Origin of the sequence: Vibrio aestuarianus (genome assembly GCF_012395185.1) — a bacterium.
Taxonomy (GTDB): Bacteria; Pseudomonadota; Gammaproteobacteria; order Enterobacterales; family Vibrionaceae; genus Vibrio; species Vibrio aestuarianus.
In genome coordinates, this window is sequence record NZ_JAAZTU010000004.1 from 69,256 (window position 1) to 86,493 (window position 17,238).

At 45.3% G+C, this 17,238-nt stretch carries 11 protein-coding genes; 8 read left to right on the top strand and 3 right to left on the bottom strand.

Annotated elements, in window-relative coordinates; all coding sequences use genetic code 11:
- Positions 1-107: 107 nt before the first annotated feature.
- Positions 108-1,004, bottom strand: coding sequence for a LysR family transcriptional regulator (locus HGG78_RS02690; RefSeq protein WP_172532007.1), 897 nt, complete (start codon positions 1,002-1,004; stop codon positions 108-110).
- A gap of 118 nt (positions 1,005-1,122) precedes the next feature.
- Here HGG78_RS02690 and HGG78_RS02695 point away from each other — a divergent pair, with 118 nt between their 5' ends.
- The 4 genes from HGG78_RS02695 to recD all read left to right on the top strand — a co-directional run bounded on the left by HGG78_RS02695 (position 1,123) and on the right by recD (position 11,728).
- Positions 1,123-2,139 carry a TDT family transporter gene (locus tag HGG78_RS02695; RefSeq protein ID WP_172532008.1) on the top strand — a complete coding sequence of 339 codons (1,017 nt, stop codon included), beginning with the start codon at positions 1,123-1,125 and terminating at the stop codon, positions 2,137-2,139.
- A gap of 98 nt (positions 2,140-2,237) precedes the next feature.
- On the top strand, positions 2,238-5,690 hold the full coding sequence (gene recC / locus HGG78_RS02700; protein WP_172532009.1) for an exodeoxyribonuclease V subunit gamma: 3,453 nt from the start codon (positions 2,238-2,240) through the stop codon (positions 5,688-5,690).
- 300 nt (positions 5,691-5,990) lie between these two features.
- Positions 5,991-9,602 (top strand): exodeoxyribonuclease V subunit beta, encoded by a 3,612-nt coding sequence (gene recB / locus HGG78_RS02705; RefSeq protein WP_172532046.1) that lies wholly within the window; start codon positions 5,991-5,993, stop codon positions 9,600-9,602.
- The gene (gene recD / locus HGG78_RS02710; RefSeq protein ID WP_172532010.1) at positions 9,599-11,728 is read left to right on the top strand and encodes an exodeoxyribonuclease V subunit alpha; all 2,130 of its coding nucleotides are present in this window, start codon (positions 9,599-9,601) and stop codon (positions 11,726-11,728) included. Before recB ends, recD begins: the two co-directional genes overlap by 4 nt.
- A 199-nt stretch (positions 11,729-11,927) precedes the next feature.
- On the opposite strand, the gene HGG78_RS02715 is transcribed toward recD, so the two are convergent.
- Positions 11,928-12,107, bottom strand: coding sequence for a hypothetical protein (locus HGG78_RS02715; RefSeq protein WP_080996362.1), 180 nt, complete (start codon positions 12,105-12,107; stop codon positions 11,928-11,930).
- A gap of 561 nt (positions 12,108-12,668) precedes the next feature.
- Positions 12,669-14,006 (bottom strand): amino-acid N-acetyltransferase, encoded by a 1,338-nt coding sequence (gene argA, locus HGG78_RS02720; RefSeq protein ID WP_172532011.1) that lies wholly within the window; start codon positions 14,004-14,006, stop codon positions 12,669-12,671.
- 185 nt (positions 14,007-14,191) lie between these two features.
- On the opposite strand from argA, the gene HGG78_RS02725 reads away from it, so the two are divergent.
- From HGG78_RS02725 to csdE, 4 genes are all read left to right on the top strand, one after another.
- The gene (locus tag HGG78_RS02725) at positions 14,192-14,626 is read left to right on the top strand and encodes a DUF2850 domain-containing protein (RefSeq protein WP_172532012.1); all 435 of its coding nucleotides are present in this window, start codon (positions 14,192-14,194) and stop codon (positions 14,624-14,626) included.
- Positions 14,627-14,688: 62 nt separating this feature from the next.
- The gene (gene mltA / locus HGG78_RS02730; RefSeq protein WP_172532013.1) at positions 14,689-15,801 is read left to right on the top strand and encodes a murein transglycosylase A; all 1,113 of its coding nucleotides are present in this window, start codon (positions 14,689-14,691) and stop codon (positions 15,799-15,801) included.
- Between the two features lie 145 nt (positions 15,802-15,946).
- A complete protein-coding gene (gene tcdA, locus HGG78_RS02735) occupies positions 15,947-16,756 on the top strand; it encodes a tRNA cyclic N6-threonylcarbamoyladenosine(37) synthase TcdA (protein WP_172532014.1) in 810 nt (269 codons plus the stop codon).
- Between the two features lie 5 nt (positions 16,757-16,761).
- Positions 16,762-17,202, top strand: a complete 441-nt coding sequence (csdE, locus tag HGG78_RS02740; RefSeq protein ID WP_172532015.1) for a cysteine desulfurase sulfur acceptor subunit CsdE — start codon at positions 16,762-16,764, stop codon at positions 17,200-17,202.
- Positions 17,203-17,238: the final 36 nt, after the last annotated feature.

Genomic DNA, 17,238 nt, shown 5'->3' on the forward strand with positions numbered 1-17,238 from the left:
TAACTTAGTCGTAAATTCTACTGGCTGTTTATACAGCTTTTAATCACTGAAGTCTAGACGATGAGAGAAAAGTGAGAGATGGATGGTCACTATCTACTCCGCCTTAACTAATGGTGGAAGTTTTGAGTATGGCAAAATTCGATGAAGCGTTTTAACAGCGGACTTTGGTATTTTTCTTTATGCACTAAAAGCCAGAAACGGCGCTTCATATCCAGTGGTACCTTGAGCATTTTTACTCGCCCATGTTGCACTGCTGAATGGGCTGCTAGTGTCGATAAACACCCTAAGCCAAGGCCTGCAGATACACTGTTGATCAAGGCTTCTGTTGTATTGAGTTCAAATGCTTCATGCCACTGTTCCAGTCGGGGCGCGACGGTACGTAAGAAAAATTCTCTGGAACCAGAACCAGCTTCACGCAGAACCCATTCGCTATGTTCAAAATCACTTAACGTTATTTTAGTTTTTTGCACCAGTGGATGATCAGTGGCGCAGATGATGCACATTTTGTCTTGGCTAAACTGAGTTGACATTAATTCAGGATGCAAGGTTTTTCCTTCGATCAATGCAATGTCCAGTTCATAGTCAACTAACTTTTGGCAAATCAAAGCCGAATTAGAGATAAACAAACTTTGTGATAAATGCTTCGTTTCTGCTCGAAAAGCACTGAGCAAATAAGGCGCAACATGGTTGCCAATCGTATCACTTGCGCCAATACGAAGTTTGCCTGACAGGGCTTGCTCACCATCAAATAATTGTTGGATGTTATTGGCTCTGTTGAGCAACTCATCCGCTAGCGGTAGTAATTTTTGCCCCTCTTGATTAAGGATTAGGCGGTTATTGACCCGGTCGAACAGCGCATGACCGAGCTGCTTTTCCAATTCAGATAGCGCCATGCTGACCGCAGCTTTCGATAAAAAAAGTGCATTGGCAGCCTCCGTTAACGTTTTATGCTGAGTGATAGCGGTAAAGACTTTGAGTTGTTTTAACGAGATATTAGCAGCCATAATTATTGTTTAGTTTATCTGAACGTGTGTTCCATATATTTAGATATATTAGAACAAAGTGCAAGCGTATGATGGCGACATTAAGTAGTAAGTTCGTCAGTGTTAATAAGAGGTCAATATGATTCAAGCAGCTAAAGCAAAAGTGATGGGAGCCCCAACACCAATGGCGGGTTTAGCGCTGGGGATTGCGAGCTTAGGATGGTGCTGGGAAAACTTCACTACATTGAACGGTTACGGCCAATGGTTGGGCGCCGGTGTTGCGAGTGTTTTGATCGTAATTCTAGCGATCAAGTTTCTATTTCATCGCCATTTATTACGTCAAGATCTCGCACATCCGGTCGTCGGCAGCGTGGTTCCTACTTTCGCGATGGGGATGATGATTATCTCTAATTCACTTGGCCACTTTTACCCAATGGCGGGGGACGCATTATGGCTACTTGCGGTGGCTTTGCACATTATCTTCTTGGTGAGTTTTTTGTACCATCGTGCCAAAGTTTTTGAGCTTCACCACATGGTGCCAAGCTGGTTTGTGCCACCAGTTGGTATGGTGGTGGCTGACGTTGCTTTCTCTGGCAACCCTGCGCTTGCTCCCATTGCCCACGGCACGTTGGTATTTGGTTTAGCCGCTTATGCGGTGATGTTACCGGTCATGATTTATCGTTTTATGTTTCGTCATGAAATTCCTGATGCCGCAAAACCAACCATGGCGATATTGGCCGCACCGGCAAGTTTATCTTTAGCTGGTTATTTAACGGTCACAGCAAATCCATCACCAGTGATCATTGCTTTGTTATTTGGCATTGCGGTATTGATGACAGCGACCATTTACTTAGCCTTTTTTAAATTACTACGTTTACCTTTCAGCCCAGGTTATGCCGCGTTTACCTTCCCAATGGTGATTGGTGCAACTGCGTTGTTTAAAATGGCTCATTGGATGGAAAGCATCGGTATGAATGCTGAATATGTTCAACAAGTGCATGGTTTAGCTAACATAGAACTGATAGTAGCAACATTGGTGGTGGGTTATGTGGCGATTCGTTATCTGCATTTCTATCAACCTCATCGCGTATTGCTGAACAGCACTGATGAGTTAGATAGGTTGGATAAACACCAACTCGATTGCCAGATGAAATAGCCAGCAATTTAAGTAATCCAAAAGATAAAAATCTCAAGTATAGAATGCACTTATGCTAATCTCAGTCCTAATTACGGCGAGAAAAGCGTGAGTGCATTTTGTTTACTGTTTACCATTCCAATAAAGTCGATACTTTAAAAATTTTGTTAGTGCATTTAATTAAAAATGCGCCGCTGGTTAATCCATTTGAAAAAGAGCAGATTTTGGTACAAAGCCCTGGGATGTCGCAGTGGCTCAAAATGGCACTGGCTAAAGATTTAGGTGTTGCAGCTAATCTTGAGTTTCCACTACCAGCGACCTTTATTTGGGATATGTTTACTAAAGTACTGCCTGATGTGCCAAAGCGCAGTGCATTCAACAAAGAAGCCATGACGTGGAAGTTGATGCACTTGCTGCCAACGCAGCTCACTTACGCCGAATTTGCTCCTTTACAACGTTATCTTGACGATGATGAAGACCAATCGAAGTTGTATCAACTGGCAGAAAAAATAGCCGATATTTTTGATGGTTATTTAGTGTATCGCCCCGACTGGATTGCCAAGTGGGAAGCCGGGGAAACGGTCAGCGAGTTAGGTGATGAACACCCATGGCAACCTATGCTGTGGCAAGCCTTATACCAATACACATTAGAACAAGGTCAGTCGCATTATCACCGCGCCAATTTATATAAAAGTTTTATTGAGCAATTAGCAAGTGGTGCTTTGGATATCTCCACACTGCCTAAACGCTTGTTCATCTTTGGCATTTCTTCCCTGCCGCCGCGCTATATGGATGCGCTTAAAGCTTTAGGTGAACATATCGATGTACATCTCATGTTTACCAACCCCTGCCAACACTACTGGGGGGAAATTCGCGACCGAAAAACCCTCGCCAAACTGCAAAGTCAGCAGCGTAAACAGTTTGCCTTACAAGGCAGTGATGTTCGATTTGAAGGTGAGCGTTCGCCACTCAAAGGTGATATTGAAGCTAACATTGTGGACGAACTGCATACTGAAGCGGCGGTGGGCAATGGCTTATTAGCGTCGATGGGCAAATTGGGACGTGATAACCTTTATTTACTGTCTCAAACTGAAAACGAAGAGCATGAATTTTTTATCGATGTGCCACGTGACAGTTTATTGCATCAATTGCACGCCGATATTTTACATTTAGAAGAACATCAAGACGATGACAGGCTTGAAAGTAGCACCCATAAGCAAGTGATTGCCCTAGGTGATCCTTCCTTAACCCTTCATGCTTGCCATAGCCCAATGCGTGAAGTAGAAGTGTTGCATGACCAACTGCTGGCGATGTTTGATAGCGATCCTGAACTGAAACCACGCGATATTATTGTGATGGTGGCGGATATCAACGCCTACAGCCCAGCCATTGCTGCGGTATTTGGTAACGCACCGGGCGAGCGCTTTATTCCTTATTCCATTTCGGATCGCAGTGCCGATCAAGAAAGCCCGATCTTGGCCGCATTCATGCAGTTAGTTAATTTGCCGCACTCACGCTGCCTAGCGTCAGAGCTGCTTGAGCTATTAGAAACGCCAGCCATGATGGCAAAATTTGCGTTGGATGAACATGAATTTGCTCAAGCTAAACTGTGGGTGGAAGAGTCGGGTATTCGTTGGGGGCTTAACGCAGCCACGGCGCAACAATTTGAATTGCCACACACAGAGCAAAATACATGGCAGTTTGGCATTGAACGTATGTTGCTTGGCTACGCGATGCCAGAATCTGTAGGGCTTTTTGAGCAAGGTGAGTGTGCACTGGCGCCTTACAATGAAGTACAAGGGATGGGCGCGGAACTTGCTGGCAAACTCGCGTACTTTATTGAGCAAGTGAGCCATTATCGCGAACGACTGGCTCAAACCCAAGCAGTGGACGAGTGGCGAGCTTTACTTGGTGAGGTGCTTGAAGGCTTCTTTAGCGTTGAGTTAGAAGGTGAAATGGCGCTAAAGTCCATCCGCGATACCTTGTCGCAACTAAAAGAGCAACTGACTGATGCAGGTTATGAACAAGCTCTTGCACCCAGTATTATTACCCAATACCTGCAAAACAAGCTGTCAGGTACACGAGTCAGCCAGCGCTTTTTAGCTGGGCAAGTCAATTTCTGTACATTAATGCCAATGCGCTCTATCCCTTTTAAAACAGTTTGTTTGCTAGGGATGAATGATGGTGTTTATCCGCGCACCATGCCAGCGGAAGGATTTGATTTAATGAATGGCCGTACACGAGCAGGCGACCGCTCGCGACGTGATGATGACCGTTATCTGTTTTTGGAAGCGATGCTCTCGGCGCAGCAGACGTTATACATCAGCTATGTGGGTCGCTCAATTCAAGATAACAGCGAGCGTGTCCCCTCGGTGTTGGTATCGGAGCTTTTAGAGTATTGCCAACAAAACTATTGTCTTGAAGGGGATCAAGAACTCGGCAGTGATCAATCTGGTCAAAGGTTAGTCGATGCGTTAATGACTACCCATGCCATGGTGCCGTTTAGCCCTAACGCTTTTTTGAGTGAAACGGGCAGCTATGCCAAAGAGTGGTTACCTGCGGCCAACCGTCAAGGGCAAGCCAGTGGTCAATTTAATCGATCGCTCGGTGATTACCTGTTAGACGCTACTTATCCTCTGGCATTGGATCTGGTTGAGCTACAACGTTTTTGGCGCTTGCCCGTACAGTATTTCTTTAATCGTCGCTTAAAAGTGACCTTTGAACCGCCATTACCGGTGATGGAAGATGATGAGCCTTTTGCTTTAAACGGTCTTGAAAGTTATCAATTGCGTGATGCCTTGTTAGAGGTATTACTTGAACATCCAGATTCACCACAAGCGTTGCACGACTTTATTAAACAGCAGCGCGCACAAGGCAAATTACCGATTGGATCTTTTGGCGAGTTGGAGTTTGAAACCAACCGCGTGCAAGCGCAGGACTTAGCTGAAAAGATCGCCTTCTTATGTCATGCGCCTATAGATGATCAAGAAATAGACTTATATTTTGATGTGCTTGGTGAAGGAAAAAATGTCCATTTGACGGGGTGGTTAACCAAGAATTATCAAGCCGGTCTTGTGCGCTATCGCAGCGGTACCATTCGCTCGCAAGATTACCTCGCAGCGTGGATTGATCACCTTGCCTTAGCTGCAATGGGCAAGCATCAGTCAACGCATGTGATCGGTTATGATCGTAAAGAGGGGGCGCAACATTTAGTTTACCCACCCATGCCGGATGCCGAGCAAGCGAAAACCTTGCTTGCAGAACTGGTTCGGTTGTTTTACCAAGGCATGACGCAGCCGCTTGCCTATTTCCCTAAAACTGCATTAGCCAGTGTCGAAGCGGGCTTTAGCCGTGGTAAGTGGGTCGAGGATCAAGAAAAATCGTTCAAGAAAATGGCGGAATGTTTTAACGATGGTTATATGACAACGGGTGAAGGAGGTAATGTCTATATTGCGCGAATTTGGCCGCAATGGAGTGATGAACTCGCCCAACAAGTGCATTTATTAGCAAGTTTAGTGATGCAAGGTCCAAGACTATGGATTAAAGATGCCGCTGATGCTGAGCGCGATTAGCCGATATGATTATCGCTTTGATGCTGAGTTGTGAAATGAGAAGCAAGGTGGCCGCCAGTAAATCATTATTGTGTAGGGCGTTCGCTGTACGGCCACAGGTCAGAGGGACCATTATTCGGTGGGTTAGCGCAACTCTTAGGTTCGCACAACTCGTGGCGCGGATAGTAAAGGCTGCTAGCAAGGCGAACCGTGAGAAAGATCTCACAACGTCTTAATTAACAAAAAATATTTGATTATTCATACAATTATTCAAGCGTGATCACACTCGCTTGCGCATTCAAAGGCTAACAGTTTATGAGTATGACCTCGGCAACGGTCGCAACACCACTGGAAACCATGACTTTCCCACTGCATGGGGCAAGGTTAATTGAAGCCTCGGCAGGTACCGGAAAAACCTTCACTATTGCAGGTTTGTATTTACGCTTGCTGCTTGGACATGGGAGTGATGAATCACGTCACCAAGTACCACTGACAGTGGATCAAATCCTAGTGGTGACTTTCACTGAAGCGGCCACCGCTGAATTGCGCGACCGTATTCGCGCACGCATTCATGATGCGCGAATTGCCTTTTCTCGTGGGTGTAGTGATGACCCTGTGATTCAACCGTTGCTTGAGCAAATTGGCGATCACAAGCAAGCGGCACAAATTTTACTGCAAGCTGAAAGACAGATGGATGAAGCCGCTGTCTATACCATTCATGGCTTTTGCCAACGGATGCTGACCCAAAATGCTTTTGAATCGGGCAGTCGTTTTAATAATGAATTCGTTACCGATGAAAGCCATCTTAAGGCGCAAGTGGTTGCCGATTATTGGCGTCGTCAATTTTATCCGTTACCGCTCACCTTGGCTGCGGAAGTTCGCCGTTTGTGGTCATCGCCTGCGGCCTTGCTTGAAAAAGTTGGCGGCTACTTAACGGGTTCACCGCTTAAGTTGTCCGTTGATGCCATGCAAGGGGATTTGGTGGCGCTCTACCAGTCGTCTCTTTCTCGCGTTGAAGCACTAAAGCAGCAATGGTTGGCTGTGTGTGATGATTTTGAAGCGTGTATCAACGAGTCAGGTTTACACGCAGCGACGAAAAAAGCGCTCCACAAACGACTTGATTTATTGGCGCAGTGGGCGAATAACCCTAACCATGAATTGAGCGTACCGACAGAACTGCAAGAGTTTGCTCAAAGCGCCTTGGATGCTAAATCCAAGAAGGGCAACCCGCCACAACATGCGATGTTTACCGCGATTGATGACTTTCTTGCAAAACCGATCAGTATAGAAGCGCCACTGCTGGCGCACGCGATTACTCATTGCCGCACGATGCTTGCTAAAGCGAAAGCGCAAAAACAGTGGTTATCGTTTGATGATCTGTTGACTCAGCTTTCAGCCGCAATGGATAACGATGAACTAGGCCTGCTGGCCGAGCGTATTCGTAGCCTTTACCCGGTTGCGATGATCGATGAATTCCAAGATACCGATCCGCTGCAATACAGTATTTTTAGTCGTATTTATCTGCCTAAAACCGAATGTGGTTTGTTTATGATTGGTGACCCTAAACAGGCTATTTATGCGTTTCGTGGTGCGGACATTTTTACTTATATTAAAGCGCGTAACCAAGTGAGCGCGCACTACACCTTAGGCACCAACTGGCGCTCAAGCGCTGATATGGTCAAGGCGGTGAATCAAATTTTCACCACAGCTGATAGCCCATTTATTTACGACCAAGACATTCCCTTCTTGGCGGTCAATGCAAGCCCGAATGCAGAAAAACGTCACTGGTGGCTAAATGGACAAATCCAGCCGGCGTTAACCTATTGGTTGCAAGCTGCAGAGGATAAACCGCTAGCCAAAGGTGAATATCTCAAATGCATGGCGCAAGCGTGCGCCAGTCAAATTCAAACCATTTTGACGGCTGCACAACAAGATCAAGCGTATTTTGCCAATGGTAAAACGCACAAAATCGTGCAGGCTGGGGATATTGCGGTATTAGTGCGAACCGGTAATGAAGGACGAATGGTCAAAGAAGCATTGGCAAAACAAGGTATTGCGAGTGTGTATTTGTCGAACCGAGACAGTGTGTTTAGCAGTGCCGTGGCGCAAGATTTACAACGCGTGCTGCAAGCATTCTTGACACCAGAAAACGACCGCGCGCTTCGTGCCAGTCTGGCTTCGCAACTTTTTGCTTTAGATGCCGCCAGCCTTGATGATTTAAACAACGATGAAATGGTGTGGGAAAACGCGGTTAACGAATTTAAAGAATATCGTAAATTGTGGGTCGAACGCGGTGTGCTGCCAATGCTGCGCAGTGTGATGAGTAAGCGCCATATTGCCGAGCGTTGGCTTGAGGAAGAGGCCGGTGAGCGTACACTGACTGACTTCATGCACCTTGGCGAATTGTTACAACAAGCGAGCCAAGAAATCGATAGTGACCATGGTTTACTGCGTTGGCTCGCACAAGCGATCAGTGATGCGGAAAGTGGCTTAGGTGTCAGCGATGAGCAAATTCAGCGTTTGGAATCTGAACGTAATTTGGTGCAGATTGTCACCATCCATAAATCTAAAGGTTTGGAATATGACTTGGTCTTTTTACCATTTGTGGTCAGTTACCGTGAAGCCAGTGAGGGTAAATATTATGATGCCGCTAACGATGAAACCGTACTTGATATTACGGCTAATGATGCCTCGATTAAGCAAGCTGATAAAGAACGTTTAGCTGAAGATCTGCGTTTAATTTATGTGGCATTAACTCGCGCCGTTTACGGCTGTTTTATTGGCATTGCGCCGCTGCGAAATGGCCGCTCAACCAAAGAGCCGACCGGCGTCCATTTAAGTGCAATAGGCTATTTGCTACAAAATGGGCAAGAGGCGGGAATGGCTCAATTGAGCGCAGCACTAAATGCGCAGGCTAATGAACAAGTTGTGATTGAACAACCGCCCGCTCCGCAAGATCAGCTATTTAAAGCATTAGATACAGAGATAGCGACGTTAACCGCCAAAACCTTGCAAACGCAGATCGATCGCTTATGGCGCATCACCAGCTATTCAGGACTAGTCAAACAAGGCTCGAAACATGCTAGCCATGACGCGACACTTGAAATTTCAGGTTTTGATATCGATTCTGCCGACGAGCAAGATGCAGCCTTATTAGTTGAGCCTGAACGTTCCATTTTTACCTTCCCACGCGGCGCAACACCCGGTACTTTCTTACACTCATTATTTGAAGAGGTCGAATTTACTGAACCTGCCAGCAGCGACACCAATCAAAAAGTGATGGTGGAATTGATGGAACGAGAGCAAATAGATCTGGAGTGGTTACCCGTATTGCAAACGCTGGTCGACACGGTGTTAGCTACGCCCTTAGATGGCAAAACACTTCGCTTGAACCAGAAGAGTGCCGAGCAGCGTTTGGTTGAAATGGAATTCCTGTTGCCGATTGAAGTACTCACCGCTCCGGCGTTGAACCGTGTCATTCAGCGTCATGATCCTTTATCAGCAAAAGCGGGAGATCTCGGTTTTTATAGCGTCCAAGGTATGCTGAAAGGCTTCATTGATTTGCTGTTTGAACATCAAGGTAAGTATTACCTATTGGACTGGAAATCGAACCATTTGGGTGATGAAGTAGCGGCTTATCATGGCGAGTGTCTTAAAGCGGCCATGGCGGATCATCGCTATGATCTGCAATACCAAATTTATGCACTAGCACTGCATCGCTTCTTACGCAGTCGTTTGGCGAACTATGACTATCACAGCCATTTTGGTGGAGTCTATTACCTCTTTTTACGCGGCATGGATGGTGAGTCTGAACATGGGATTTTCTCAACCAAGCCCAGTTTTGAACTGCTTGATGAGATGGATAGGTTGATTAATGGGGAAGCGATTGATGCACGCGCGACCAACGCAGGGCAAATGGAGTTAGATCTATGAGTCGCACTTTGATGATGACAATCAAGCAGTTGGCAGAAAAAGGCTCACTTCGTCAGTTGGACTACCAATTTGCGCGCTTTATTGAACAAAAAAGTGCTCAGCAATTAACGGCTGAACAAAGTGACTCATTAGGATTTATAGCGGCGGTAGTAAGTGCTGAATTAGCGAAAGGCCATATCTGTTTACCTCTAGCGCAAGCTTCCTCTACACAAGGCATCGACCTTGCTGCTAAGTTGGGTCTGTTTGGTGAAGCGGCAATGTTGCTCAATCAACAACTGCTGGCTATTGACTGGTTTGAGTTACTTAACGCTTCTTCACTGGTTGGTGAGCGTGGGGAGGCAGTGCCATTAATGTTTGATGGTCAGCGACTTTATCTGCACCGTTATTGGCATTATGAAGTGACATTAGCACAACGTTTAACAAGCTTTGGGACACCAATGACCTTAAAGCCTACTGATGTACAAAAGCTCAAATCGTTGCTCGATATATTGTTTGCTCGCCATTATCATTTCTTGTTTAACGCACTCGCGAAAGTATCCGATACCAGTAATGCGGTAGTGCGTCAGCAATTGGTGTGTGATTTTCTCGATGTGATCGCGGCTGATGAACTCGATTGGAGTACTATCGATCGCGTTGTTAGTTCAGCTCGCAGTGTTAGCGATTTGCATCCACTAGAGGAATTAATTCCGCAGGCGGCGTGTGTTAACTGGCAAAAAGTGGCTGCTGCTGTGGCATTAACTCGTCGCTTTGCGGTCATTTCTGGCGGACCGGGAACCGGCAAAACCACCACGGTCACCAAACTACTGGCCGCCTTAATTACCCAAGCTCAGCAGCAAGGTGAAACGCCAACCATTAAATTAGTGGCCCCTACTGGCAAAGCTGCTGCGCGCTTAACAGAATCGATTGGTAAAGCAGTGGCAGAACTTGCGGTCGACCCTGATCTCAAAGCTGCGATCCCGACCGAGTCGAGTACCATTCACCGTTTACTGGGAGCGATTCCAAACAGCGTTGAATTTCGTCATGATCAACGTAACCCGTTACACCTTGATATTCTGGTGGTTGATGAAGCTTCCATGGTCGATTTATCTATGATGGTCAAATTGATCGATGCTCTGCCCAAACACGCGCGTTTGATTCTACTCGGGGATAAAGATCAGCTTGCTTCCGTTGAAGCCGGAGCCGTACTGGGTGATATTTGCTCATTTTTAGACTACGGCTACAGCCGCGCACATAGTCAGCAATTATCACAGCTAACGGGATATCAAAGTTTAACCTTGAATGCTCATACCCAAGAAAGCCATGTTTCAGATAGTTTGTGCATGCTGCAAAAAAGCTACCGCTTTGATGCACGTTCCGGTATTGGTCGACTTGCTAAAGCGATCAATGCTGGGCAACTGGCCCTGGTCGATGACGTTTTCAAACGTGATTATGCCGACATTACACACCATTCGCTCAGTAGCGAAAGCTACAACCTCATGCTGCAAACCTTAGTTAAACAATACGGTCGTTATTTAACTCGTATTGATGAGGTGGTGATTGATAGCAGCACCACTGTACCTGAAACTCAAGCACAAAAAGCCAAAGCTGTGCTTGATGGTTTTAATCAATGTCGATTGCTGTGCGCAATTCGGGAAGGAGATTTTGGGGTTACAGGGCTAAACCAACGCATTGAACGTGCATTAGCTGCGCGTAAGCTGATCAAAACTCAGGATGAATTGTGGTATCACGGTCGCCCAGTGATGGTAACGCGCAATGATCATGGTTTGGGTTTGTATAACGGTGACATTGGGATTTGCATGCGCGATAGTAGCGATGAGCAGCAGCGTCTAAAAGTTTATTTTGAATTACCTGACGGCAGCGTAAAAGCGATTTTACCGAGCCGAGTGCCTGAACATGAAACGGCTTATGCAATGACTATTCATAAATCACAGGGCAGTGAATTTGATTTAACCTTGATGATCTTACCGCCTGACTTTAGTCCGATCCTAACCAGAGAGCTTATTTATACAGGGATAACTCGGGCTAAGAAACAATTGATGTTATTTGCTGATATGACAACCATGAAGCGAGGGATCAAAGTCAAAACTGAGCGCGCGAGTGGCTTAGTGGCAAGGCTAAAAAATTAATAGAAGTTAATATACCCTTCCCACATGAAGCTACAGCGGTGTTGGCTACATTCGTTCATCCCAATTACATAGTTTATCTATGCTCATGGGGATGCACTCATTTGCCGCCTACCTGCAACTTCAAGTGGTTTGGCTATAGCACCAGACAATGCTTACTGCATTTTCTGGTGCGTGAATTTGCTATTTTCCGAGCGCTAATTTACGCAAAGGCATGAGTGAATGAGATACTCTTTATCTTGTAGCGGTCTTGAGAGCTGAGAATAAAGCCTCGTAGTTTGTTGTTTGCTGGGAACACACAGTGGACATTGTGTCCTTCGAGAAACTGGTGGTCTCCCATATCCCAAAAGCTTTGTAGTGAGTTACAAATGATCGTTTTCATAGAGTTTTGCTCTTAAGTACGTGAGTAGTAAAAGCAATCCGTGCAAGCCATTTAGTCTCTTGTTCATTACAACCTCTATCCCCTTCCTACTTGAATTTGCAGCGGTGTTGGCTACGTTATTTCACCCCAATCACATACTTTCTCTATGCTTATGGGGATGAACTCACTTGCCGCCTACCTGCAACTTTAAGTTGTTTGGGTATATATAAGTCAGCGCATGATCGTGCGGGCCAACTGCGGTTATAACTTATTGAGATCTACATATGAAGCTAAGTTCCTGAGCTGTTCAATAAATATACACATCTAATGATGTCGGCGGATTCTACACATAATAATCAGGCAAATAAAGCGATTATTTTATGAACAAAACAATGAAATCGTTTGCATTAAATTATAGAGGATTTGTTTAACAGTATACTGACCGACTATCCGCTTCTTACTTGAAGTTGCAGCGCTGTTGGCTACGTTTGCTCGCCCCAATTACCTAGTTTATCTGTGCTCATAGGGATTCACTCACTTGAGGCCTACCTGTAACTCCAAGTCGTTTGGCTATAGCTGACATTAAAGGTGCAGGACTAAAATTTTTGAACGACGCTGATAGTTGTATAAACTTTGCTTAGCAATCGGCAATGATTCCACACCGACCTCATTAAAACCTTGCTCTCTAAACCAGTGTAAACTGTGTGTTGTCAATACAAAGAGCCTATCTAGCCCCATATTCTTTGCTTGTTGCTTCATATGGTTAAGCAATAATAGCCCACGATTGCCATCTCGATATTCCGTATGAATTGCCACACAAGCCATTTCTGCCATTCCCTCTTCTGGGTATGGATAAAGCGCAGCGCAGCCAATCAGCAAGCCATCTTTATCGATAATGGTGAATTTATGGATCTCTTGCTCTAGCTGTTCACGAGAACGACGCACTAAGATACCTTGTTCTTCGAGAGGACGAATGAGATCGAAAATTCCGCCGATATCGTCAATTTGTGCCAAGCGCACTTGTTCAGCGCTCGCCATGACAATTTGCGTACCAATACCATCAAAAGAGAACAATTCTTGAATCAAAGCTCCATCTTCTTTGTAGCTAATTAAGTGACTGCGTGGCACACCAGCTCGACATGCAGAGACCGATGCCCTTAAAAAACGTAGCGTGCCAGAGCTGCTGTCTCGTGAATGGTCAATGTCGGTTTCCAAACGCTGTAGCAACTGCTCAACGTCTGCGGGAAAGAGTTCGGCAATCGCATTACCTTGTTCATCGATGATCCCTTGTTCTGAACAAAAGCCAATCAGTTTTTCAGCTTTTAGCCGTATGGCAACTTGAGTCGCGACTTCTTCAGAAAGTAAGTTAAAACACTCCCCAGTGACTGAACTGGCGATAGGACCAAGTAACACAATAGAGCCTTGATCAAGCATACGATTAATGCCTTCAATATCAATACGGCGAATACGGCCACTGTGGCAATAATCAACACCATCGTCTATACCTAAAGGCTGAGAGATGACAAAATTGCCACTAACGACATTAAGTTGAGTGCCGGCCATTGGTGTGTTGTTTAGACTCATTGATAAACGTGCGGTGATGGCATGCTGTAATTGGCCAGCCGCCTGCATAACTAAACTTAATGCATCTTCATCGGTGACTCGAATGCCTTTATGGTAGGGCGTGGTGTAGTTGTTTTTCGCCAAAATATGATTGATCTGTGGGCGAGCGCCATGAACCAATACAATTTTTACTCCTAGGCTATGAAGAAGTGCTAGATCGCTGATTATATTAGTAAAGTTCTTGTCTGCAATAGCTTCGCCGCCTAGCATGACAACCATTATCTTGCCTCGATGGGCATTAACATAAGGGGCTGACTGTCTAAAACCTTTAACGAGAGCAGTACTACGAATTTTCACGATGAAAACACTCTTTTTGTTTAATTATGCTTTTATAGTGACTTTTTATTCTCTTGTCGGCAAGTGGTTTTTTGAGTTTGCTGCAATTATTTGAGACCTGATTTTTACTGTCATAATGAATGGGTTAGAGTACTTACAGAACAAAGGCTTATAGTGGCCAAAATAAAATTTCGAACCGAGATAAGATGATAAAAGATCAAACCATAGAGCTAGTCACGCAGGGAACTCATTTGCGTAAAAGAAAGGTTATAGAACGAGTATTAATGGTATTAGCATTGGTGGGAACGCTTTCCGTGATTTCTTTGTACGGTGATGTTTTTTCGCGAATCTCTGATTATTTAACCCCCAAAGAGCAGGTATATGGTACTTGGGTTGAACAAAACGTTGCGCCTTATGCCGCCAGCCATATTGAGTTGAGTAAGCAAGGCGTGATGAGTGGTGGACGAGTCTTAGCCACCTCTTTTGATTTTGATGGTCACTATCTAGATTATCAAATTGGCGATGAACACTATCGCTACAAAATGCTCAATGAAAGATACTCTGAAATGACGCTAATATCGTCTGAACACTACAATCCTACTTTCCAATTGTCAGAAAAACACAAAAAAAACCTTCGCTAACAATTCGCTAATTGCGGTTTGGGTGGGAGTTTGTCATGCTTTCAGTTAATGAAAAATAATGGATGACTCCTGTGATTAAACCCATTCTTCCTTTTGTCGTTATCACGCTTTTAGCCGGTTGTGCTCAACCAACCGATCGCGCGCAACAATATAACGATGGTGAATTTCCACAAATACTCAATAAGACGACGCTTATTGATTCGAATACGCCTCGTGATTTCACCGAGTTTTCTAAGCAAAGTGAGCAAGTGATTAGCAACTCACCGTCGATGGCTGCAATTTATCAACCTTTATACGAGCAGATCAGTGAGTGGGCGCTACAAAGTGGTGAGCCTAAAGAGCTTGCCAATTTTGGTATTCAAGCGGCGCAATTAGGGGGGGGAGACAAACAAGGAAATGTGCTTTTTACGGGCTATTTTTCTCCTGTGATGGAGCTTCGTCACTATCCTGATGCGACCTTTAAATATCCAGTTTACTCCTTGCCACAATGTGATGTTGACTGCCCAACACGAGCGCAGATCTATGATGGTGCTTTGGCTGGTAAAGGGCTGGAATTAGGGTATGCCGCTAACTTGATTGATCCATTTATTATGGAAGTTCAAGGCAGTGGTTTTGTGCATTTTGAAGATGACGATACCTTAGAATACTTCGCTTATGGTGGCAAAAATAATAAAGCTTACGTCAGTATCGGCCGTGTGTTGATTGATCGTGGTTTAGTACCACGAGAGAAAATGTCACTCAAGGCAATCAAAGAGTGGGTGCTCGCGAACGATGAAGCGACAGTGAAAGAGCTGCTTGAGCAAAATCCATCGTTTGTCTTTTTTGAACCACGAGCCGCAGCGCCAGTAACTGGCTCGGCTGGTATCCCATTATTACCGATGGCGTCAGTGGCAGGGGATCGTTCAATTTTCCCAATGGGCACGCCGATTTTGGCTGAAGTGCCACTATTGAACGCCGATGGAACTTGGAGCGGAGCGCATCAATTGCGTATTCTTATTGTGTTAGATACTGGTGGTGCGGTGAAGCAAAACCACCTAGATTTGTATCATGGTATGGGTGAACGCGCTGGCACAGAAGCTGGGCACTATAAGCATTTTGGCCGCGTTTGGAAGCTCGGACTAGAAAATTCACCGACACAAGCCCCTTGGGCATTACCACCAGAAAAGCTACAATAGTCGCGTGACGACCTTATGATGATTTGAAGCGACAGTGTTGTTAACCGGTGATTCAAGTCACTAACAGGGAAGCTAGACTTTTAAATAAAGAGTGCGTATAAATCGCACTCTTTGTGTTTTAATCGCTTTAATCGGACTTCTATTTATGCGCGAACTCGATACCCCAGCCTCTGATAACTACAACCAACGCTTTGGCGGAACGCGTCGCCTGTATGGTCATAGCGAGGTAGATATTCTGCGCGCCGCTCATGTGTGTGTGATTGGTATTGGTGGGGTTGGGTCATGGGCTGTCGAAGCGTTAGCTCGCACCGGTATTGGTGAGTTAACCTTGATCGATATGGACGATGTTTGCGTGACTAATATCAACCGTCAGATCCATGCGATGAGCGGTACGGTCGGGCAAAGTAAAATTGAAGTGATGGCTGAGCGAGTAAAGCTGATTAACCCAGAGTGCGTGGTCAACTTAATCGATGACTTTATTACTCCAGATAATCAACACCAATACTTGAGTAAAGAGTTTGACTATGTGCTTGATGCCATTGATAGCTTGAAGGCGAAAGCTTCACTGCTTGCTTATTGTCGCAGTAATAAAATCAAAGTGATCACGGTTGGGGGCGCAGGCGGTCAGGTTGACCCGACACAGATCAAAGTGGCGGATTTAACGAAAACGATACAAGATCCTCTAGCCAAAAAATTAAAAGATACTTTGCGTCGCCAGCATAATTTCCCGGTTAATCCTGCGCGTAAATTTGGTATTGATTGTGTTTTCTCCACTGAACACCTCAAATACCCGCAAGCAGATGGTAGCGTTTGTGCAGTGAAATCAACCGCGGAAGGGCCAAAACGAATGGATTGCGCCAGTGGTTTTGGCGCAGCAACGGTTGTGACTGCGACTTTTGGCTTTGTTGCGGTGGCTCGAATTGTTGAAAAGCTAATTCAGAAACATAAGGCGTAATGGTAATGAGCACTTTTCCTGTATCTCCCTTTGGTAGTGATATTACCGCTGATGATATTGTCGCAACCATGCAAAACTTCAAAGGCTGGGAAGACCGTTATCGTCAAGTGATCCAATGGGGGAAATTGCTTCCTCAAATGCCTGAAGCGTTGAAAGCTCAGCAAGTGACGGTTGCCGGTTGTGAAAGCCAAGTTTGGTTAGTTGGTGAAGAAGTCGATGGCGTTTGGTTTTTCTGCGCCGATTCAGATGCTCGTATTGTAAGAGGTTTAATTGCGCTCGTAATGGCCGCTTATAATGGCCAACGTTCAGAGCAAATCCAATCGTTTGATATTGATGGTTATTTCGAAAAACTTGGTTTAATCGCTCACTTAAGCCCTTCGCGTGGCAATGGTCTGAAGGCGATCGTCGATAAAATAAAAAGCGTCGCTTATCCCCTTCCTACTTGAAGCTGCTGCGGTGTTGGCTACATTTGCTCACCCCAA